Here is a 17183-nt window from a genome sequence, read left to right on the forward strand (position 1 = left end):
CTTCTATGAGAACAAAAGGCGAATCATGCAAGGAGAAAGGCCATGGTCTCTGGGCGATGCCAATGTGGGGCTATCCAGTATGAAGCGCGGGGGGAACCAATCCATAGCGCGCTGTGCCATTGTTCGGATTGCCGGAAAAGCGCCGGAGCGCCGATGGTCGGCTGGGCCCTGTTTCGCGAAGATATGGTGACTGTGACGGGCAAAGCCGTGAGCTACCAGTCCTCCGAAAATGTGACGCGGGAATTTTGCGGAACCTGCGGCACGGGGTTGTTCTATCGCAACTCTGCTTTCTTTCCGGGGATGGTCGACATCCAGACGGCAACGCTGGACGACCAGTCCGTTCTGCCGCCCACCATCCATGTGCAATTCGCCGAGGCTGCGCCGTGGATGGCGGGTGCGCATGAATTGCCCAAGTTCGAACGCTATCCAGAGCATTGAGGCCCCACCGGGGAGCGTCATTGGGGCATCGTCTGACGGCGCGATCGCAACGGTTCGTCGCCATCGCCGGAACGCAGGCGTAATGCATCCGGTTCTTTGTCCAGCCCGAAGGCAGAACGGGGTGAGAACAAGGAAAGGATGATCCCGATGAAATCGATCCTGTTGGCTGGTGCGGCCATGCTGGCCTTTGGCACTGGCGTCACTGGTATGGCGATCGCGCAGGACATGCCTGCTTCGACGCAGCCGCCAGCGACCGGTGCGCCGCCTCCGCCCGAACAGGGCGCGACGCCTGCCACACCCGCCACGCCGGCCGACCCCGGAGCGGCTTCCGCCAGTCCGGCGACACCGGCTACACCGCCGCCCGCCGCTGATCCCAATGCTGGCCAGCCGATGGGTGCCGTGCCTCCTGAGACGGGCATGCAGCCGGCGCCCGCCGGCGTGCCGCATGATCCCTCCGCTCCGGTCGGCACGTCTGCCAACCCCGCTACGGTCGGCGGCAACATGACTCCTCCGCCAACTGAACAGAAGGATTATCCGCTGTGCAGCAAGACCGTGCAGGATAGCTGCATCAACAGAAGCGAAGCGCCCAAATCTATGCGCAAGCGGCGCTGACGGCTTTCGGGCCGGGCAGGGCGGCGATGATGGCCGCAAGCCCGGCCCGGTCCCGCGCCGCATCGGCAAGGCTATGCTGGTCGAGCACAGACAGGAAGGCTGTGGTGGCGGCCCGCAATATGCCCGACAGGCCACAGGCCTGACGTAGCGCGCAACCCTCACAGTCGGCCATTTTCATGTCAGGCTCGCTATGGCGGACGACTTCGCCCAGGCCGATAGTCTCTGCCGGACGCGCCAGGGTGAAGCCTCCGCCACGTCCCCTCTGGGTCTTCAGAAAGCTGCCTTGGGCGAGATGATGCACCACCTTCATCAGATGGTTGCGGGACAGGCCGTAGGCGTCAGCGATCTCCGGGATGGTGGCGCGGCCGCCTGGTGCGACCGCGAGATGGATGAGAACGCGCAGGGCATAGTCGGTGTGGCGGGTCAACTGCATGGCATCCACGCTTATAGGCCATAGGACGGGTCTTGAACATATATCCTGTTTACATCTTAAAACATGCATAGTAGATGCACCTTTGTAACTGCTCGACAAAGGTGCATCCATGACCCAATTGACCAACGACACCATTGCCATCGTGAAAGCGACTGCCCCTGCCTTGCGCAAGCATGGCGTGGAGATCACGACGGCCATGTACGCCCGTCTGTTCATGGATGCGTCGATCAGGGATATGTTCGATCAGGCGGCGCAGGAAAGCGGGGAGCAGCCCAAGCGGCTGGCTGCGGCGATCCTGGGCTATGCCGAGAATATCGACAGGTTGCAGGCTCTGGACGGCGCCGTCGCGCGGATGGTGCAGCGCCATGTCGAAACGGGGGTCAAGGCGGAACATTACCCCAAGGTGGCCGAAGCGCTGCTGCCTGCCATCCGCGATGTGCTGGGCGAGGAGGTGGCGACCGATGCCGTGCTGGACGCCTGGGGGCAGGCCTATTGGTTCCTGGCCAATATCCTGATCGGCAAGGAGGCACAGGCTTATGAGGATGCCGAAGCGGCGTGATCCGGCGTGAAGGGCTTCCGCGAGGACCGGGGCCGATCGGAGGGGCGGATTATTCCGCCTGGTCCGTTGCGCGTAGCAGCGTCAGCCGGGCTTTGCCGACGTCCCGGACCGCGTCGGTGGCGAAGCCCTTGACCTCGACATCTTCCCGGCGGTCGGTCTCGATGCTGATCCATGTGGCGGGGCCGGTCCAGCCCAGGCGGCTGAGCTTGTCCAGCGCCACCATGCCCGCCCCGCTTTGATAAGGCGGGTCCATGAAGATAAGGTCCAGCGGCTTGCTCGCCGGACCAAGCGACAGGACGCTGCTCTGGCGAATGTCGGGACGGACGCCAAGCTTGTCGCCATTGGCGCGGATCGCATCGAGCGCGGCACGGTCCTGTTCCACAAAGACGCAGCTTGCCGCGCCGCGTGAAAGCGCTTCGAAACCCAGGGCGCCCGAGCCGGCAAAAAAATCGCCGACGCTCAACCCCTCGAAGGAGCCGATCCGGCTCAGCAGCATGGAAAAGAGGGTCTCGCGGGTGCGATCCGCCGTGGGTCGCGTCGCGTCGCCGCGGGGCGCGACGAGGGGGCGGCCGCGCCACTGGCCTGCGACGATCCTCATTTCGCGTCCTTCAGGCTCTTGCGGAACAGGACCAGGTCGTGCTGGCGCACCTCCTCGACCGCGCCGGATGCGAGTTCGCCCAGGTGGAAGGGGCCATAGCTGGTGCGGATCAGCCGGTTCACCTGAAGCCCCAGATGTTCGAGCACGCGGCGGACTTCGCGATTCTTGCCTTCGGTCAGCGTCATTTCGATCCACTGGTTGCGCCCGGTGCGGCGTTCCAGATTGGCCTCTATCTGGCCATAGCGGATGCCGTCGATCTCCAGCCCGTCGAACAGATCCTCAAGCTGGTTCTGGCTGACCTCTCCGAAAGCGCGGGCGCGATAGGTGCGCGGCACGCCGGTCGAAGGCAGCTCCATCTGCCGCTTGAACTCTCCATCGGTGGTGAGCAACAGCAGGCCTTCGGTCGTCATGTCGAGCCGTCCGATCGGCATGACGCGGGGAAGGTCGGCCGGCAGCTTGTCGTAAATGGTGGGCCGCCCGCGAGGATCGCGCTCTGTCGTCAGGAAACCCGATGGTTTGTGAAAGAGGAACATGCGCGCGGGTGCCGGCGCGGCGACCGGGTTGCCGTCGACGGCGACGCCGTGAAGCGATGTCAGGAGCGTGGCGGGCGTGGACACTGTCTCCCCGTTCAGCGTGATCCGTCCTTCCTCGATCATCCGCTCAATCTCCCGCCTGGACGCAATGCCTGCGCGGGCGAGCAATTTGGCGATGCGCTGCGGCTCGTTCTTGCCGCTAGCGACGGCTGCGGCGCGGGCGGGATGGGGATTGGCCGGTTTTGCGGGCGCCGTCCTGGCCTTCTTGAAGGGCGGGCGAGCCGGGCGGGACCCTGGCACCGGTTTGGCGTCATTCGGACGTCTGGGACCACCGGAGCCCGGCCGACGCGGCGGCCCAGATTTTTTCGGCGGTTCCACAGAAGAGTTCCTTTTCAAAACGGGATGGCCTCCCCATATTGGAGAAGCCAGGAAATTGACGAATGGTGCTGTCCTTGCGCCCATGCGCCAGGACGATGCGAAACCCCTGCGGGGCGCTGCACGTTGGTCGGTTGAATGGCGCAAATGGGGCGTATCGGCAAATGTTTTTCGGGCTGGTAAAAGGGGAAGCCGGAGCGCGGGAGCGCCGCAAGGCCATTCGCAGCGTGCTGGTGGTCGAGGATGAACCGCTGGTTGCCTTCGACAATGAACATGTGCTGGAAATGGCGGGCTATCGCGTCGCCGCGACCGTCGACGAATATGCCCATGCCGTCAGTGTCATGGAGGAGGAAAGCGTCGATCTGGTGATCGCGGACGTGACCCTTCATGGCGAGAAGAGCGGCATCGACCTGGCGCGCTTTGCCGCAGGTCGAGGAGTTGCGGTGCTGTTCGTGACGGGCGCCTGCCCTGTCGACGCGCGAGGCTTGGCACTGGGATGCCTGGCAAAGCCATATGCGCCGCGCGATCTGTTGGCGGCGATCAATGTCGTGGATGCTCTGCTGCGGGGCAAGATTCTGCCTCGCTTGCCCGATGGCCTGCACCTGTTCGGGGATGCTGTCTGATCCGATCGCCGATATAAGATGGGCGGACGGCTTGCCACACTGACATTTGCCCATATGGTGGCCCGGACTATCATCGTCCGGGGGCGCATCAATTTATGACCGACATGGCGAAGGGCTCGACAAGCTGGCTGGATGCGGTGAAGCCCTATATGCAGAAGGCGCCCTTGGGTGCCTTTTTTCTCGGTATATCGTCGGGCTTTCCCTATGCGATGATCGGCGCCACGCTGACCACCCGGCTGGCGCAGGACGGCATCGACAAGAAGGCGGTGACGGCGTTCACCCTCGCTTTCCTCGTCTATAATCTCAAATGGCTGTGGGCCTGGGTCGTCGACGGGGTTCGGCTGCCGGTCATAGGTCGCCTGGGGCAACGCGTGAGCTGGCTGCTGCTCGCGGGATTACTCGTGATGGCGGCAGTCATCAACCTGGCATTGGTCGACCCCGCCAGCGGCCTGCTGCAGACGGCCTATGCCGCGATCCTGGTCGGCGTTGCGGGTGCCACCTTCGACATCGTCATCGATGCCTATCGGATCGAGACATTGCGGCCGGAGCAATTGGGGGTGGGGTCAGGCATGTCGCAATATGGCTGGCGCATCGGATCGGTTGCAGCGGGCGCGCTTGCGCTGGTGCTGGCGGCGCGGATCGGCTGGCATGGCGCCTATATGGCCTGCGCCATATTCGCGCTACCCGCCATGCTGACCGGGCTCGCACTCGGCGAACCGGAGCGGCACCGCGAACCGACGGCGCGGCGGGGGCTGGACGAAATATGGCAGTCGATCGCCGGGCCGCTCGTGGAATTCTTCCGGCGGCGCGGCGCCTGGCTGGTGCTGCTGTTCATCCTGCTGCACAAGATCGGGGACACGCTCGCCAATCTGACCTTTCGCCTGCTGTTTGACGATATGGGCTACACCAATGACGAGATCGCCATTTACGATGTTGGCATCGGCTTCTGGGCCTATCTGATCGGGATCTTCGTCGGCGGCGTGCTCTATGCGCGCATGGGGATGAAGCGGTCTGTGCTGGTCAGCCTGCTGCTGATGGGCGTGTCCAATTTCAGCTTCGCGCTGCTGGCGGCGCTGGGCAAGAGCAATTGGGGTATGGCCGGTGCCATTGGCTTCGAGAATTTTGCGAGCGGGATCGGCGGGGTGACGGTGGTCGCCTATTTCTCAGCGCTCTGTGACCTGCGCTTCACGGCCGCGCAATATGCGCTGATTTCGGCGGCGGCGAGCATTGTGGGACGGTTCCTGACCGGGACGACCGCGGGTGGAATGATCGAACGGTTCGGCTATGTCGACTTCTACCTGCTGACCACCGCCCTGGCGGTGCCGGGCATCGTCCTGTTCTGGCTGATGATGCGCGCGGGACTGATCGATGCCAGCGTCGGCACGGCGGCCACGCAGGATGGCTGAACCGATGCGCTCGGCATCTGTTTGAAAACGCGCGAAGCAGCGTATTTCCAGACAGTCTCTAAACCGCCCCATAAAGTCCGAGAGGACGCCCCAGATCGCGATGCGCCTGCGCCACGGCCTGAAGGCAGGTGAGGGCGCCCAGTGCATGGTCGTTGCCCAGCAGCGCCGCCACATCGTCATAGGCCGATCGGGGATCGCGCAGGGCGCTGCCGATCGCCTGCATCATCAGCGCCTCGTCGCTTGTCATCCGCGAACAGCAGCAGGGCGCGATCAATATCTTGCGGCTGGAGGTCCGGGCCAATTCGAGCATCATCGCGCGCATCAGCACCAGCGGCCGACGATAGCTGCGGCCGAAGGCGCCGAGCATGGCATTGGCGGCATGGGCATCGTTGACGCCGGCCGTCGCGATGCGGCGCATCACGTAGAGGAAAAGCCGGTTGCCATAGCCACCGGGAAGCGGCCGGAGATTATCGAGAGAGGGGGAGTCTCCATGGACCATGCGTCACTACCTTCTGCCTTGTCGTCAGATGGCAAAGTTACGCTATTGCGAGTCAATCGCAAGTAAAATCAGTCGGGAAATTGCCCGTTCAGTCGCAAAATTTCACCGGCGAGGTAGAGCGAGCCGGAAATCAGCAATTTTGAGGCGTGGTCCGGTCCAGCGGCAATGGCGGCAATGGCGTCTTCCGGCATGGCATGAGCGGTGCAGCCAATGCCCCAGCGATCGGCAATGGCGGCGAATCGTTCCGGTGGATGATGGTCATGGCCAGGTACCGGCAGGGCATGGATATGCGCGATCCGACCGGCAAAAGGACGGAGGTAGGCCTCCAGATCCTTGTTCGACAACATGCCGATCATCAGCTGGAGCTTCTGCTCCTCAAGCCTTTCGCTGGTGAAGAAGGCGCTGATCGCCTCACCCGCACTGGCATTGTGGCCGCCATCCAGCCAGGCTTCGGTGCTTTCGGGCAGGGGAGCGAGCAGCGGACCATGGTCCAGCCTTTGCAGGCGGGCTGGCCAATGCGCCCAGAGCGGCGCTGCCTTCAAGGCGGCCTCGCCTACGGGTATGACATTCTGGTGCCGCAGCATGGCGAAGGCGAGCGCGGCATTGTGGATCTGGTGCGCGCCGGGCAAGCGCGGCAGGGGGGTGTCGAGCCGTCCCTGATCATCGCGATAATGGAGGCGATCCCGATAGGCCGCCGCGTCCCAGCTCTCGCCCATGGCAAACCATTGGGTCCGGTTGCGGGCCGCGGCTTCCAGCATCACGGGGAAGAGCGCGTCGGCATAGCGCTGCGTCACCAGCGGCGCACCGGGCTTGGCGATGCCGGCCTTTTCGACGGCAATCTCCCTGATCGTGGCGCCAAGGAAGCTCTGATGGTCGAGGCCGAGCTGCGCGATGCCGCAGATCACGGGTCGTTCGATGATATTGGTGGCGTCAAGGCGGCCGCCAAGGCCCACTTCCACGATGCAGGCGTCGGCGGGCTGTTCGGAAAAGGCGAGGAAGGCTGCGGCGGTGGTGACCTCAAAGAAGCTGGCGCCGATCCCTTCCGCCACGTCGAGCACGCGGGAGAGATAATGGGCCAGCGCTTCGTCGGAGATCAGCTTGCCGCCAATGCGGATGCGTTCGTTGAAGCGGACCAGATGGGGCGAGGTGAAGACATGGACCTTCCTGCCGTCCGCCTCCAGCGCAGCGCGGAGGAAGGCGCAGGTCGAACCCTTGCCGTTGGTGCCGGCAACATGGAAGACCGGCGGCAGGGCGCGATGCGGGTTGCCGATGCGGTCCAGCAGGCGGGCGATGCGTTCCAGCCCCAATATGTCGGCGCCCGGCGACAGGGTGGCCAGGCGGTCAAGCTGTACCTGAACAGCCGGATCGTCGGAGACGGCGTGGTCGGCCATCGGCTCTGGTCTCAGGCAGCGTCAGGCAGCGGCGCGGGGGGCGAGGTAGCCGATCACCCGGGCAAGCGTGTCGCGCAGGTCACTGCGGTGGACGACCATGTCCAGCATGCCGTGTTCCAGCAGATATTCAGCGCGCTGGAATCCGTCGGGCAGCTTTTCGCGGATCGTGCTTTCGATGACGCGCTGGCCCGCGAAGCCGATGAGCGCATTGGGTTCCGCTATCTGGATGTCGCCCAGCATGGCATAGCTGGCGGTGACGCCGCCGGTCGTCGGATCGGTCAGCACCACGATATAGGGCAGGCCCGCGGCGTGGAGTTTCCGGATGGCCACGGTCGAGCGCGGCATCTGCATGAGCGAGAGGATGCCCTCCTGCATGCGCGCCCCGCCTGCGGCGGTGAAGATCACATAGGGGCATTTGCGGGCGATGGCCTCGTTGATGCCCTGGATGAAGGCGGCGCCCACGCCCATGCCCATGGAGCCGCCCATATAGGCGAAATTCTGAACCCCCATGACGAGCGGCACATCGTCAATGGCCCCACGGGCGTTAATCAGCGCGTCCTGGTCGCCGGTCGCGGCGCGGGCGGCCTTTATGCGGTCGGGATAGCGTTTGGAATCGCGGAACTTGAGCGGGTCTTCCTGTACCTGCGGCGTTGGCAGCAGGATGAAGCCGGCATCGAGTATCTGTTCGAACCGCTCCGCAGGTCCGATGCGGCCATGATGGTCGCAGCGCGGGCAGACGGAGAGATTATCCTCCCATTCCTTGATGAAGATCATCTCGGCGCAGGAGGGGCATTTGTGCCACAGCGTTTCGGCGGTGGTTTCCTTCTTCGCCATGAAGGGCAGGGCGTTGCGGACGCGGTTGATCCAGCTCATGCGGCGGTCTCCCGGAAATGAGGGCTGTTGGCGTTCAGCGCGGCGCGAAGGGCGGCGATGAAATCCTTGACGAAGGGCGCGGCGGCATCACCATGCGACCCGATGATGTCGACGATGGCGGAACCCACCACCACGCCATCGGCAACCCGCCCGATCGCGGCGGCCTGTTCAGCGGAGCGGACGCCGAAGCCCACGGCGATGGGCAGGTCGGTGGCGGCCTTCAGCCTGGCCACCGCCTGTTCGACCGCGGTCTGGGCGGCCTGCTGCTTGCCGGTGATGCCCGCGACGGCGACGTGGTAGAGGAAACCGCTGGCGCCGTTCAGCACGGTGGGCAGCCTTGCGGCGTCAGTCGTTGGCGTTGCAAGGCGGATCAGGTGAATGCCCTGGGCGCGCAGGGCGGGGCCGATTTCGGCATCTTCCTCCGGCGGGACATCGACGCAGATGACGCCGTCGACACCCGCCGCCTTGCACTGGTCCGCAAACCAGGCCGCGCCGCGCGCCAGCATCGGATTTGCATAGCCCATCAGGACCAGCGGCGTGTCGGGATGTCGATCACGGAAGGCAGTGGCTAGGGCGAAGATGTCCTTCGTCTTCGTGCCGGAGCCCAGGCTGCGCAGATTGGCGAGCTCGATCGCCGGCCCGTCAGCCATCGGATCCGTGAACGGCATGCCGAGTTCGATGATGTCCGCGCCCCCTTCCACCAGGGCGTCGAGGATGGCGGGCGTGTCAGCCACGGTCGGATCGCCCGCGGTCACGAAGGTGACGAGCGCGGCGCGGCCCTGCGACTTGCATGCGGCGAAGCGGGCGGAGAGACGATCGGCGCTCATATCTCGACCCCCAGGGCGCTCGCCACGGTGAAGATGTCCTTGTCGCCTCGCCCCGAAAGATTGACGATGATGATCTGCTCCGCGTCGAGAGTGGGCGCGACCTTTTCCACGCTGGCGATGGCGTGCGCGGATTCCAGCGCCGGAATGATGCCCTCCAGCGCGGAGAGTTTCTGGAAGCTGGCCAGTGCCTCGTCGTCGGTGATCGGCATATATTGCACGCGGCCGATTTCGTGCAGCCAGCTATGTTCAGGTCCGATGCCGGGATAGTCGAGACCGGCGGACACGCTGTGCGCTTCGGTGATCTGCCCGTCCTCGTCCTGGAGCAGATAGGTGCGGTTGCCGTGCAATATGCCGGACTTGCCGCCCGCCAGACTTGCCGCATGCTTCCCATGCAGGCCTTCGCCCGCCGCTTCGACGCCGATCATCTTGACCTCCGCATCGTCGAGGAAGGGGTGAAAAAGGCCGATGGCGTTGGAGCCGCCGCCGACCGGCGCGATCAGCAGATCAGGCAGGCGGCCTTCCAATTCCAATATCTGTTCGCGTGCTTCCCGGCCGATGATCGACTGGAAATCGCGCACCAGTTCAGGGTAGGGATGCGGCCCGGCCGCCGTGCCGATGATATAGAAGGTGTCGTGGACGTTCGACACCCAGTGACGCAGGGCATCGTTCATCGAATCCTTCAGCGTCTGCGATCCGGAAATGACGGGGATCACTTCCGCGCCCAGCAGTTTCATGCGGAAGACGTTGGGCTTCTGCCGCTCCACGTCCTTTGCGCCCATGAAGATCTTGCATTCCATCCCGAACAGCGCGGCGACGGTGGCGGTGGCGACGCCGTGCTGGCCCGCGCCGGTTTCGGCAATGACCTTCTTCTTGCCCATGCGACGGGCGAGAAGCGCCTGCCCGATGCAATTGTTGATCTTGTGCGCGCCGGTATGGTTGAGTTCCTCGCGCTTCAGGTAGATTTTCGCGCCCTTGCCGGGGCCGGCATCGGCGCGCAGCGCTTCGGTCAGGCGTCCCGCATAGTAAAGCGGGTTCGGGCGGCCGACATAGCTGCGCAGCAATTCGGTGAATTCGGCGTCGAAGGCCGGATCCTGCTTCGCTTCCTTATAAACCTTCTCCAGCTCCAGAATGAGCGGCATGAGGGTTTCGGCCACATAACGGCCGCCAAAGGTGCCGAAATGGCCGGAGGCATCGGGCTGTGAACGCAGGCTGTTGGGCAGGGTAATATTATCGGTCATCATTTCCATCTCTTCGGGCATGGTTGGATCACTTGGGCCAAGTGATCAACGCCATCGAAGGCTGATGCGTTCTGAATTTATGGTCTGCGTCAACATGCCGATGCCGCATTGCAGAAGGCCATGATCTTGTCCACACTCTTGATGCCCGGCGCGCTTTCGACCCCGGAGGAAATGTCGACCAGCGGGGCGCCGGTGATGCGGATGGCCTCGGCCACATTGTCGATGCCAAGTCCGCCCGAAAGCCCCCAGGGCAGGGAGGGGGAGGCGCCACGCAGCAATGTCCAGTCAAAGCGCAGGCCCATGCCGCCGGGCAGCGCAGCACCATCGGGCGTCTTGGCGTCGAACAGGAGGAAATCGACGGCGTCGGCGTAAATCCCCGCGGCGGCGATATCCGCGCCGGTCTTGACCGAAATGGCTTTCCAGACAGGAATGCCGAAGCGTGCGCGAATGGCGGCGGCGCGTTCGGGCGTCTCCTTGCCATGGAGCTGGAAGGCGGTGAGGGCGCCGGTGGCGCTCAGATCAGAGAGTGTTTCGTCGGTTGGATCGACCAGCACGGCGACGCGCCCGATATGGGACGGGACGGGCGCGGCCAGCGATCGCAATTGGTCCGCTTCGACATGCCGGGGGCTTTTCGGAAAATGGACGAAGCCAAGATGGGTGGCGCCCGCCCGCATCGCCGCGCCGATCGTGTCGGGCGTCGAAAGGCCGCAAATCTTGATGGCGAGTCGGGACATGAGGGCGCTTTAGCCGGTGCGGCAGGGTGTGAGAACCGCTTTCATCCCGCCACCCCTTCTCCCGGCATCGCGGGCGTGGTGAAGCGCGACCAGGCGCGGGCGGCGCGACGGATCAGATGAGACGGCTATGACTATTGGACGAGGGATAGGCGCGTCGTTCGAATGGAACGGGCAAAATAACTGGAATCGGATCCCAGTCAGCCAGAAAGCACCAGATTTCGACCCTGATCCTTTGCGCGATAGAGTGCAGCGTCGGCCCGGGCAAGCACGGCCACATTATCCGCCTCATCCTTGCCGATCATGGCGACACCCGCAGAGAAGGTTATGGCGCCCATCGGCTCGTCGGTCTCGCGCAAATTGAAAGGGCGTTGCCCCAGGTCTCGACGCGCCTTGTCAACGAGCGCCACGCCGTCCTCCAGGTCCAGATCGGGCAGGATGACCAGGAACTCCTCTCCGCCCCATCGACCGACCATATGTGGTGCGCAGCCCTCCGAAAGCGAGGCGGCGACGGTCTTGATGACGCGATCTCCAACAGCATGGCCATAACGATCGTTCACCGACTTGAACCGGTCGATGTCGCAGATCGCGACGAGATAGGGCCCTTCGGATGCGATCAAACGCTCCAATTCCATGTCGAGCGCTCTTCGGTTGTGAAGACCGGTCAACGCGTCTTTCGTCGCGTCGTGGCGAGCGACATCCAGCTCGCGCCGGAGCGCCTCGACTTCGCGAGCGGCTGCCGCGAGCTCGTTCTCAGCCCTCAAGGATCGCTCGATCATGCTCGCGACGATCGGCGCAAGATCCGATGTCTCCCCATCCAGCCTGTCGTAGCCCGCGCTCAGTTCCCGGTTGAATTCCCCCGTCGCGGCGGCCGCGCTTTGCGCGATCTCGCCCAGGCGTATGGCATGATGCCGCGCCAGGTCCTGGCCCTTGTCGGCCTCGATGGCATTAGCCACCCCGACATGGCCCACGAACTGAATGAAAAGGTCATCCGCCTGCTGCTGACTCATGCGAACGCCGCCATCGATAATGGCGTTCATGGCTCGCACCAAAGCTGAATCCGTATCGGTCTTTAGCGCATAGCCCAATGCGTAATTTCTTGGTGTCGCTACGAGCCACTGTTGTTGAAGGAACGTCAACACATCCTTCGCGACGGCATATGTCTGCTTCTGCACCATTGTACTCCCCCAAGTACGTCATGATGGCGGCCCCTCTAAACTACCGGACAGGTGGCGGCAATGACCGTCGACGGCATTAATTGCATGCCTGCTTCCCGATGACGCGCCGTGATCCGTCGAGGGAACGCCCATCCAATTTCGTCATTCCCGCCCTTGTTAAGCGGGAATGATGCAGGATGAAGGATTGCGCCTTTCTGCGTTGCGCGGAGGCGGGGATCAGAAGCCGGCGGGAAACTGGTGCCTGCCCTGTTCGTCCAGGCGGAGGATCACCTTACCCGCCACGGCGTTCAGGGGAAGATCGCCATAGAGGTGCGGGAAGAGGGCGCCGCCGCGTGATTCCTCCCATTTGAGGGTGTCGCCGAAGGGAGCGAGATCGACCATGACCATCACCAGATGGTCCTGCCCGGCGAAATGTTTGGCGGCGGTTTCGGCGGCCTGCTGGCGGGTGGACATGTGGATATAGCCGTCCGCAAGGTCGACGGGCGCGCCCTTGAACGTGCCGTCGGCCTTGAGCTGGTCATACTGATCCTTCGTCAGGATCTTGTATGCGAAGAGGTCGGTCATTCCTCGGTCAGGTCCGGGTCGGTTTCGGGGCTGACCTGCGGGTCGACCTCGAGGCCGGCCGGGGTGCTGACCTCCGCCTCCTCATCGCTTTCCTCAATCTTCGCCGCGCTGACGACATGTTCGTTGTCGGACACGTTGAAAAGGCGAACGCCCGCCGAGCTGCGGCCGATGACGCGCAGGCTTTCCAGTCCCATGCGGATCAGCTTCGCCTGATCGGTGACAAGCATCAGGTGATCGCCGTGGCGCGCGGGGAAGCTGGCGACGACGGGACCGTTGCGACCGATATTGTCGATATTGGTGATGCCCTGCCCACCGCGTCCGGTTCGACGATAGTCATAGGCGGAGGACAGCTTGCCATAGCCGTTGGCGCAGACCGTAAGGATGAACTGTTCCTTCGCGGCGAGTTCAGAGAAGCGTTCCGCATCCATCTGCGGTTCGCCTTCCTTCTCCGGCTTCCAGGGGGCGAAGCGGAGATAATCGTCGCGCTCTTCCTGATCCTTGATGCCGGCGCGATGCAGAATGGAAAGCGAGATCACCTCGTCATCCTTCCTGAGCGTCATGCCGCGCACGCCTGTGGAGGTGCGGCTCTGGAATTCGCGCACGTCGGTCGCCTGGAAACGGATGGCCTTGCCCTGGCGGGTGGCGAGGAGGACGTCATCCTCTTCGGTCAGCAGGGCGACGCCGATCAGGCGGTCGTCGCTGTCATCGTCGAAGCGCATGGCGAGCTTGCCGTTGCTGGGCACGTTGGCGAAGGCGTCCATGCTGTTGCGGCGGACCGTGCCGTTCGCGGTGGCGAACATGACGTGCAGATCCTTCCAGCTTTCCTCATCCTCGGGCAGCGGCAGGACGGTCTGGATCGTCTCGCCGGGGCTGAGCGGCAGCAGGTTCACCATTGGACGGCCACGCGTGGCCGGGCCGCCTTCGGGCAAGCGCCAGACCTTGAGGCGATAGACCTTGCCGGCGGTGGAGAAGAAGAGGACCGGCGTGTGCGTGGAGGTCACGAACAGTTCGGTGATCGCGTCCTCATCCTTGGTCGCCATGCCGGAGCGGCCCTTGCCACCACGCGCCTGCGCGCGGAAGCTTTCGAGCGGGGTCCGCTTGATATAGCCCTGCACGGTGACGGTGACGACCATCTCCTCGCGCTCGATCAGGTCTTCATCCTCGATGCCGTCGGCGGCGGCGGTGATTTCCGACAGGCGCGGGGTGGCGAAGTCGCGTTCGATCGCCTCGAACTCCTCGCGCATGACGGCGTAGAGCTTCACCCGGTCACCCAATATGGCGAGATATTCCGCGATGGCGGCGGCGAGTTCGGCCAATTCATTGCCGATCTCGTCGCGTCCGAGCGCGGTCAGGCGATGCAGGCGCAGGTCGAGGATGGCGCGGACCTGGACGTCGCTGAGGCGGTAGGTGTCGCCCGATGCTTCGGTCTCGATCGCCTCGACCAGCTTGAGATAAGGCGCGATCTCCGCCACCGGCCATTCCCGGGCGAGCAGGGTTTCGCGGGCTTCCGCAGGGCTGGCCGAACCGCGGATGATGCGGACCACTTCATCGAGGTTCGTCACCGCGATGACCAGGCCCAGCAAGATATGGGCGCGGTCGCGGGCCTTGTTGAGTTCGTACTTGGTGCGGCGGGTGATGACTTCTTCGCGGAAGCGGATGAAGGCTTCTATGATGTCGCGAATGTTGAGCAGTTCCGGGCGGCCGCCGCGAATGGCGAGCATATTGGCCGGGAAGCTCGACTGGGCGGGGGTGTTGCGCCAGAGCTGGTTGAGCACGACTTCAGGCGTGGCGTCGCGCTTCAGGTCCATGACGATGCGGACGCCTTCGCGGTTCGATTCGTCGCGAATGTCGCTGATGCCTTCGATCCGCTTGTCCTTGGCGGCTTCGGCAATTTTTTCCACAAGACCGTTCTTGCCGACCTGATAGGGGATTGCGGTCAGGACGATCGACTGGCGATCGCCGCGTCCTTCCTCGATCTTGTAGCGCGAGCGCATCATGATCGAGCCGCGTCCGGTGTGATAGGCGCTGCGGGCGCCCGATTGGCCCAGGATCAGCGGGGCAGTCGGGAAATCAGGGCCGGGGACGATCTGGATCAGTTCGTCGATAGTGATGCCGGGATTGTCGATATAGGCCAAACAGGCGCGGATCACCTCGCCCAGATTGTGCGGCGGAATGTTGGTCGCCATGCCGACTGCGATGCCGCCCGCGCCATTGACCAGCAAATTAGGGAAGCGCGCCGGCAGGACCTGCGGTTCGCTTTCCGAGGCGTCATAATTGGGCTGGAAATCGACGGTGTCCTTGTCGAGATCGTCGAGCAGGGCGTTCGTCACCTTGGCCAGGCGCGCTTCGGTATAACGCATGGCCGCTGGTGGATCGGGGTCCATGGAACCGAAGTTTCCCTGGCCGTCGATCAGCGGCACGCGCATCGACCAGTCCTGCGTCATGCGCGCCAGGGCGTCATAGATCGCGCTGTCGCCGTGGGGGTGATATTTACCGATCACGTCACCGACGATGCGCGCCGACTTGCGATAGGGCTTGTTGTAGGTGAAGCCCGATTCATGGGCCGAGAAGAGAATGCGGCGATGCACCGGCTTCAGACCGTCGCGCACGTCCGGCAGGGCGCGGGCGACGATCACCGACATGGCATAGTCGAGATAGCTTGCCTTCATCTCCTCCACGATGGAGATGGGGCTGATATCCGAGGGGTCGGCGAGGGCAGTCTCGTCGGTCAAAGCGATTCTCTTTTTGGATGGATGAATTGTGCTGCCGCATCACTAGCGGAGCGAAACAAATCTGTCACCCCTCGCGCGCGCACGCGCAATGGCATGAGATGCGTGCAGGGTGCGCCAGATCGTTTCCGGGGGGCTGACAGGCGGTTAACTGGTGCATATAGGTCGTTCAATGGTTATTCACGCGCCGACCCCTAATCGGCGTCAAACGAAAGCCGCCTGTCCCCCGGGCGCAGAGGAGAAGATGAACATGCGTTTTGTTACCCCCGTGGCGCTCGCGCTGACTCTTGCGCTGGCTGGCGGCGCCGTTTCGGCCCCGGCATTCGCGGCCAAGAAGGACGAGAAGAAGGGCGGCGCGCCCAAGCTGAACGTCTCGCCCGACGTGATCAAGGCCTTGCAGGCAGCGCAGCAGGCGGCCGGGAAGCAGGACTTCGCCGCCGCCAAGGCAGCGCTGGCCGACGCCGACAGCAAGGCGAAGTCGAACGACGACAAATATCAGATCGGCGCCGTCAAGCTGAACACCTCCATCGCCAGCAAGGATGCCGCGATGCAGGGCGAGGCGCTGACGCAGATGCTGGACAGCGGCCTTACGCCGCCGGAACAGGTGGGCCAGTTCAATGCGATTGCCGCCGATCAGGCGTTGCAGATGAAGAATTACGACCTTGCCATCACCCATGCGCGGGCCGCCTTGCAGGCCGGCTACAAGCCAGACGTGGTGAACGTCGCGTTGGCGCAGGCCTATTTCGGCAAGGCAGGCACCGCCAATTCCTCGGTCGAGCCGCAGCGCGGCCTCAACCAGCAGGGCCTCGCCGCGCTGAAGGCGGCAGCGGACGCCACCAAGGCCGCCGGTGGCCAGGTGCCGGCGCAATGGTATCAGATCGGGGTCAGCCGCGCTGCGAACGCGAAGCTGCCGGAAGTCACCGAATGGGCGAAGTCGGCCTATCAGGCGGCACCCAGCGGTGAGAATCTGCGCACGCTGATCCGCCTGTTCCAGCAGGCCAATCCCAACATTTCCAACCGCGAGAATCTGGACGTGATGCGTCTGATGGCGACGTCCGGCGGTCTGGTGGTCTCTCAGGACTATCTGGAATATGCGGAAATGGCGTCCAAGACCGGCATTTACGGCGAAGTGAAGACCGCCATCGATGCCGGCCGGAGCAAGGGTGTGCTGAGCGCCAGCCAGGGCGGCGACCTGTATCAGCCGGCCGTCGCCAAGATCGCGGGCGACAAGGGATCGCTGGGCAGTGCGGAAGCCGATGCGCGCAAGGCAGCGAACGGCAAGATCGCGGCAGCCACGGCCGACGCCTATCTGGGCTATGGCGACTATGCCAAGGCGGTGGCGATGTTCGAACTCGCCAAGCAGAAGGGCGGCGTCGACGCGGACGAGATCAACACGCGCATGGGCATTGCCAAGGCGCTGAGCGGCGACAATGCGTCGGCCAAGGCCGCTTTCCAGTCGGTGCAGGCCGGTTCGCGCAAGCAGATCGCCGATCTGTGGCTGGCCTATCTGGGTACCAAGGCCTGATCCTCGCCTGACAGAGGCGCACTGCCCGGCAGGTGGTGCGCCTTTTCGCCT

At 63.9% G+C, this 17183-nt stretch carries 18 protein-coding genes; 6 read left to right on the forward strand and 12 right to left on the reverse strand.

Annotated elements, in window-relative coordinates; translation table 11 throughout:
• The first annotated feature begins 42 nt into the window (after positions 1-42).
• Positions 43-438 (forward strand): GFA family protein, encoded by a 396-nt coding sequence (locus MRBLSP13_RS09725; RefSeq protein ID WP_363734925.1) that lies wholly within the window; start codon positions 43-45, stop codon positions 436-438.
• Positions 439-585: 147 nt separating this feature from the next.
• Positions 586-1050 (forward strand): Fe-S oxidoreductase, encoded by a 465-nt coding sequence (locus tag MRBLSP13_RS09730; RefSeq protein ID WP_363734924.1) that lies wholly within the window; start codon positions 586-588, stop codon positions 1048-1050.
• Here MRBLSP13_RS09730 and MRBLSP13_RS09735 read toward each other — a convergent pair.
• Positions 1031-1483 carry an RrF2 family transcriptional regulator gene (locus MRBLSP13_RS09735; RefSeq protein ID WP_363734922.1) on the reverse strand — a complete coding sequence of 151 codons (453 nt, stop codon included), beginning with the start codon at positions 1481-1483 and terminating at the stop codon, positions 1031-1033. The genes MRBLSP13_RS09730 and MRBLSP13_RS09735 overlap by 20 nt on opposite strands.
• A 109-nt stretch (positions 1484-1592) precedes the next feature.
• Here MRBLSP13_RS09735 and MRBLSP13_RS09740 point away from each other — a divergent pair, with 109 nt between their 5' ends.
• Complete coding sequence (locus MRBLSP13_RS09740) at positions 1593-2042, forward strand: globin domain-containing protein (protein ID WP_363734921.1); 450 nt, start codon at positions 1593-1595, stop codon at positions 2040-2042.
• A 49-nt stretch (positions 2043-2091) separates the two neighbouring features.
• On the opposite strand, the gene rsmD is transcribed toward MRBLSP13_RS09740, so the two are convergent.
• A complete protein-coding gene (rsmD, locus tag MRBLSP13_RS09745) occupies positions 2092-2640 on the reverse strand; it encodes a 16S rRNA (guanine(966)-N(2))-methyltransferase RsmD (RefSeq protein WP_363734919.1) in 549 nt (182 codons plus the stop codon).
• Positions 2637-3551, reverse strand: coding sequence for a pseudouridine synthase (locus tag MRBLSP13_RS09750; RefSeq protein WP_363734918.1), 915 nt, complete (start codon positions 3549-3551; stop codon positions 2637-2639). The genes rsmD and MRBLSP13_RS09750 overlap by 4 nt, the downstream gene beginning before the upstream one ends.
• A 161-nt stretch (positions 3552-3712) precedes the next feature.
• Here MRBLSP13_RS09750 and MRBLSP13_RS09755 point away from each other — a divergent pair, with 161 nt between their 5' ends.
• Both MRBLSP13_RS09755 and MRBLSP13_RS09760 read left to right on the forward strand, forming a co-directional pair.
• Positions 3713-4171, forward strand: a complete 459-nt coding sequence (locus MRBLSP13_RS09755) for a response regulator (protein WP_363734917.1) — start codon at positions 3713-3715, stop codon at positions 4169-4171.
• 95 nt (positions 4172-4266) lie between these two features.
• Positions 4267-5577 carry an AmpG family muropeptide MFS transporter gene (locus tag MRBLSP13_RS09760; protein WP_363734916.1) on the forward strand — a complete coding sequence of 437 codons (1311 nt, stop codon included), beginning with the start codon at positions 4267-4269 and terminating at the stop codon, positions 5575-5577.
• 58 nt (positions 5578-5635) lie between these two features.
• Here the strand turns inward: MRBLSP13_RS09760 and MRBLSP13_RS09765 are convergent, their stop codons facing one another.
• The 9 genes from MRBLSP13_RS09765 to gyrA all read right to left on the reverse strand — a co-directional run bounded on the left by MRBLSP13_RS09765 (position 5636) and on the right by gyrA (position 15610).
• Positions 5636-6076 (reverse strand): DUF6628 family protein, encoded by a 441-nt coding sequence (locus MRBLSP13_RS09765; RefSeq protein WP_363734914.1) that lies wholly within the window; start codon positions 6074-6076, stop codon positions 5636-5638.
• Positions 6077-6144: 68 nt separating this feature from the next.
• Positions 6145-7467, reverse strand: coding sequence for a bifunctional folylpolyglutamate synthase/dihydrofolate synthase (locus MRBLSP13_RS09770; RefSeq protein ID WP_363754172.1), 1323 nt, complete (start codon positions 7465-7467; stop codon positions 6145-6147).
• A gap of 21 nt (positions 7468-7488) precedes the next feature.
• On the reverse strand, positions 7489-8340 hold the full coding sequence (accD, locus tag MRBLSP13_RS09775; protein WP_363734912.1) for an acetyl-CoA carboxylase, carboxyltransferase subunit beta: 852 nt from the start codon (positions 8338-8340) through the stop codon (positions 7489-7491).
• Positions 8337-9167: a tryptophan synthase subunit alpha gene (trpA, locus tag MRBLSP13_RS09780; protein WP_363754174.1), complete on the reverse strand. Its 831-nt coding sequence runs from the start codon at positions 9165-9167 to the stop codon at positions 8337-8339. Before trpA ends, accD begins: the two co-directional genes overlap by 4 nt.
• A complete protein-coding gene (gene trpB, locus MRBLSP13_RS09785) occupies positions 9164-10405 on the reverse strand; it encodes a tryptophan synthase subunit beta (protein ID WP_363735385.1) in 1242 nt (413 codons plus the stop codon). Before trpB ends, trpA begins: the two co-directional genes overlap by 4 nt.
• 89 nt (positions 10406-10494) lie before the next feature.
• Positions 10495-11139 carry a phosphoribosylanthranilate isomerase gene (locus MRBLSP13_RS09790; RefSeq protein ID WP_363754176.1) on the reverse strand — a complete coding sequence of 215 codons (645 nt, stop codon included), beginning with the start codon at positions 11137-11139 and terminating at the stop codon, positions 10495-10497.
• A 197-nt stretch (positions 11140-11336) separates the two neighbouring features.
• On the reverse strand, positions 11337-12176 hold the full coding sequence (locus MRBLSP13_RS09795; RefSeq protein ID WP_363754179.1) for a GGDEF domain-containing protein: 840 nt from the start codon (positions 12174-12176) through the stop codon (positions 11337-11339).
• A 354-nt stretch (positions 12177-12530) separates the two neighbouring features.
• Positions 12531-12878, reverse strand: coding sequence for a DUF952 domain-containing protein (locus MRBLSP13_RS09800; RefSeq protein WP_363754181.1), 348 nt, complete (start codon positions 12876-12878; stop codon positions 12531-12533).
• Positions 12875-15610 carry a DNA gyrase subunit A gene (gene gyrA / locus MRBLSP13_RS09805; protein WP_363734906.1) on the reverse strand — a complete coding sequence of 912 codons (2736 nt, stop codon included), beginning with the start codon at positions 15608-15610 and terminating at the stop codon, positions 12875-12877. The genes MRBLSP13_RS09800 and gyrA overlap by 4 nt, the downstream gene beginning before the upstream one ends.
• Positions 15611-15851: 241 nt before the next feature.
• Between gyrA and MRBLSP13_RS09810 the strand changes: the two genes are divergently transcribed.
• Positions 15852-17132: a hypothetical protein gene (locus MRBLSP13_RS09810; protein WP_363734904.1), complete on the forward strand. Its 1281-nt coding sequence runs from the start codon at positions 15852-15854 to the stop codon at positions 17130-17132.
• Positions 17133-17183: the final 51 nt, after the last annotated feature.

This window comes from Sphingobium sp. LSP13-1-1.1 (assembly GCF_040676415.1).
Taxonomy (GTDB): domain Bacteria; phylum Pseudomonadota; class Alphaproteobacteria; order Sphingomonadales; family Sphingomonadaceae; genus Sphingobium.

What these genes read in the sequence shown, in the direction of transcription:
- MRBLSP13_RS09725 (WP_363734925.1), top strand. Translation starts at nt 43, where the DNA reads ATGGTCTCTGGGCGATGCCAATGTGGGGCTATCCAGTATGAAGCGCGG.
- MRBLSP13_RS09730 (WP_363734924.1), top strand. Translation starts at nt 586, where the DNA reads ATGAAATCGATCCTGTTGGCTGGTGCGGCCATGCTGGCCTTTGGCACT.
- MRBLSP13_RS09735 (WP_363734922.1), bottom strand. Translation starts at nt 1,483, where the DNA reads ATGCAGTTGACCCGCCACACCGACTATGCCCTGCGCGTTCTCATCCAT.
- MRBLSP13_RS09740 (WP_363734921.1), top strand. Translation starts at nt 1,593, where the DNA reads ATGACCCAATTGACCAACGACACCATTGCCATCGTGAAAGCGACTGCC.
- rsmD (WP_363734919.1), bottom strand. Translation starts at nt 2,640, where the DNA reads ATGAGGATCGTCGCAGGCCAGTGGCGCGGCCGCCCCCTCGTCGCGCCC.
- MRBLSP13_RS09755 (WP_363734917.1), top strand. Translation starts at nt 3,713, where the DNA reads ATGTTTTTCGGGCTGGTAAAAGGGGAAGCCGGAGCGCGGGAGCGCCGC.
- MRBLSP13_RS09760 (WP_363734916.1), top strand. Translation starts at nt 4,267, where the DNA reads ATGACCGACATGGCGAAGGGCTCGACAAGCTGGCTGGATGCGGTGAAG.
- MRBLSP13_RS09765 (WP_363734914.1), bottom strand. Translation starts at nt 6,076, where the DNA reads ATGGTCCATGGAGACTCCCCCTCTCTCGATAATCTCCGGCCGCTTCCC.
- MRBLSP13_RS09770 (WP_363754172.1), bottom strand. Translation starts at nt 7,467, where the DNA reads ATGGCCGACCACGCCGTCTCCGACGATCCGGCTGTTCAGGTACAGCTT.
- accD (WP_363734912.1), bottom strand. Translation starts at nt 8,340, where the DNA reads ATGAGCTGGATCAACCGCGTCCGCAACGCCCTGCCCTTCATGGCGAAG.
- trpA (WP_363754174.1), bottom strand. Translation starts at nt 9,167, where the DNA reads ATGAGCGCCGATCGTCTCTCCGCCCGCTTCGCCGCATGCAAGTCGCAG.
- trpB (WP_363735385.1), bottom strand. Translation starts at nt 10,405, where the DNA reads ATGACCGATAATATTACCCTGCCCAACAGCCTGCGTTCACAGCCCGAT.
- MRBLSP13_RS09790 (WP_363754176.1), bottom strand. Translation starts at nt 11,139, where the DNA reads ATGTCCCGACTCGCCATCAAGATTTGCGGCCTTTCGACGCCCGACACG.
- MRBLSP13_RS09795 (WP_363754179.1), bottom strand. Translation starts at nt 12,176, where the DNA reads ATGAACGCCATTATCGATGGCGGCGTTCGCATGAGTCAGCAGCAGGCG.
- MRBLSP13_RS09800 (WP_363754181.1), bottom strand. Translation starts at nt 12,878, where the DNA reads ATGACCGACCTCTTCGCATACAAGATCCTGACGAAGGATCAGTATGAC.
- MRBLSP13_RS09810 (WP_363734904.1), top strand. Translation starts at nt 15,852, where the DNA reads ATGAACATGCGTTTTGTTACCCCCGTGGCGCTCGCGCTGACTCTTGCG.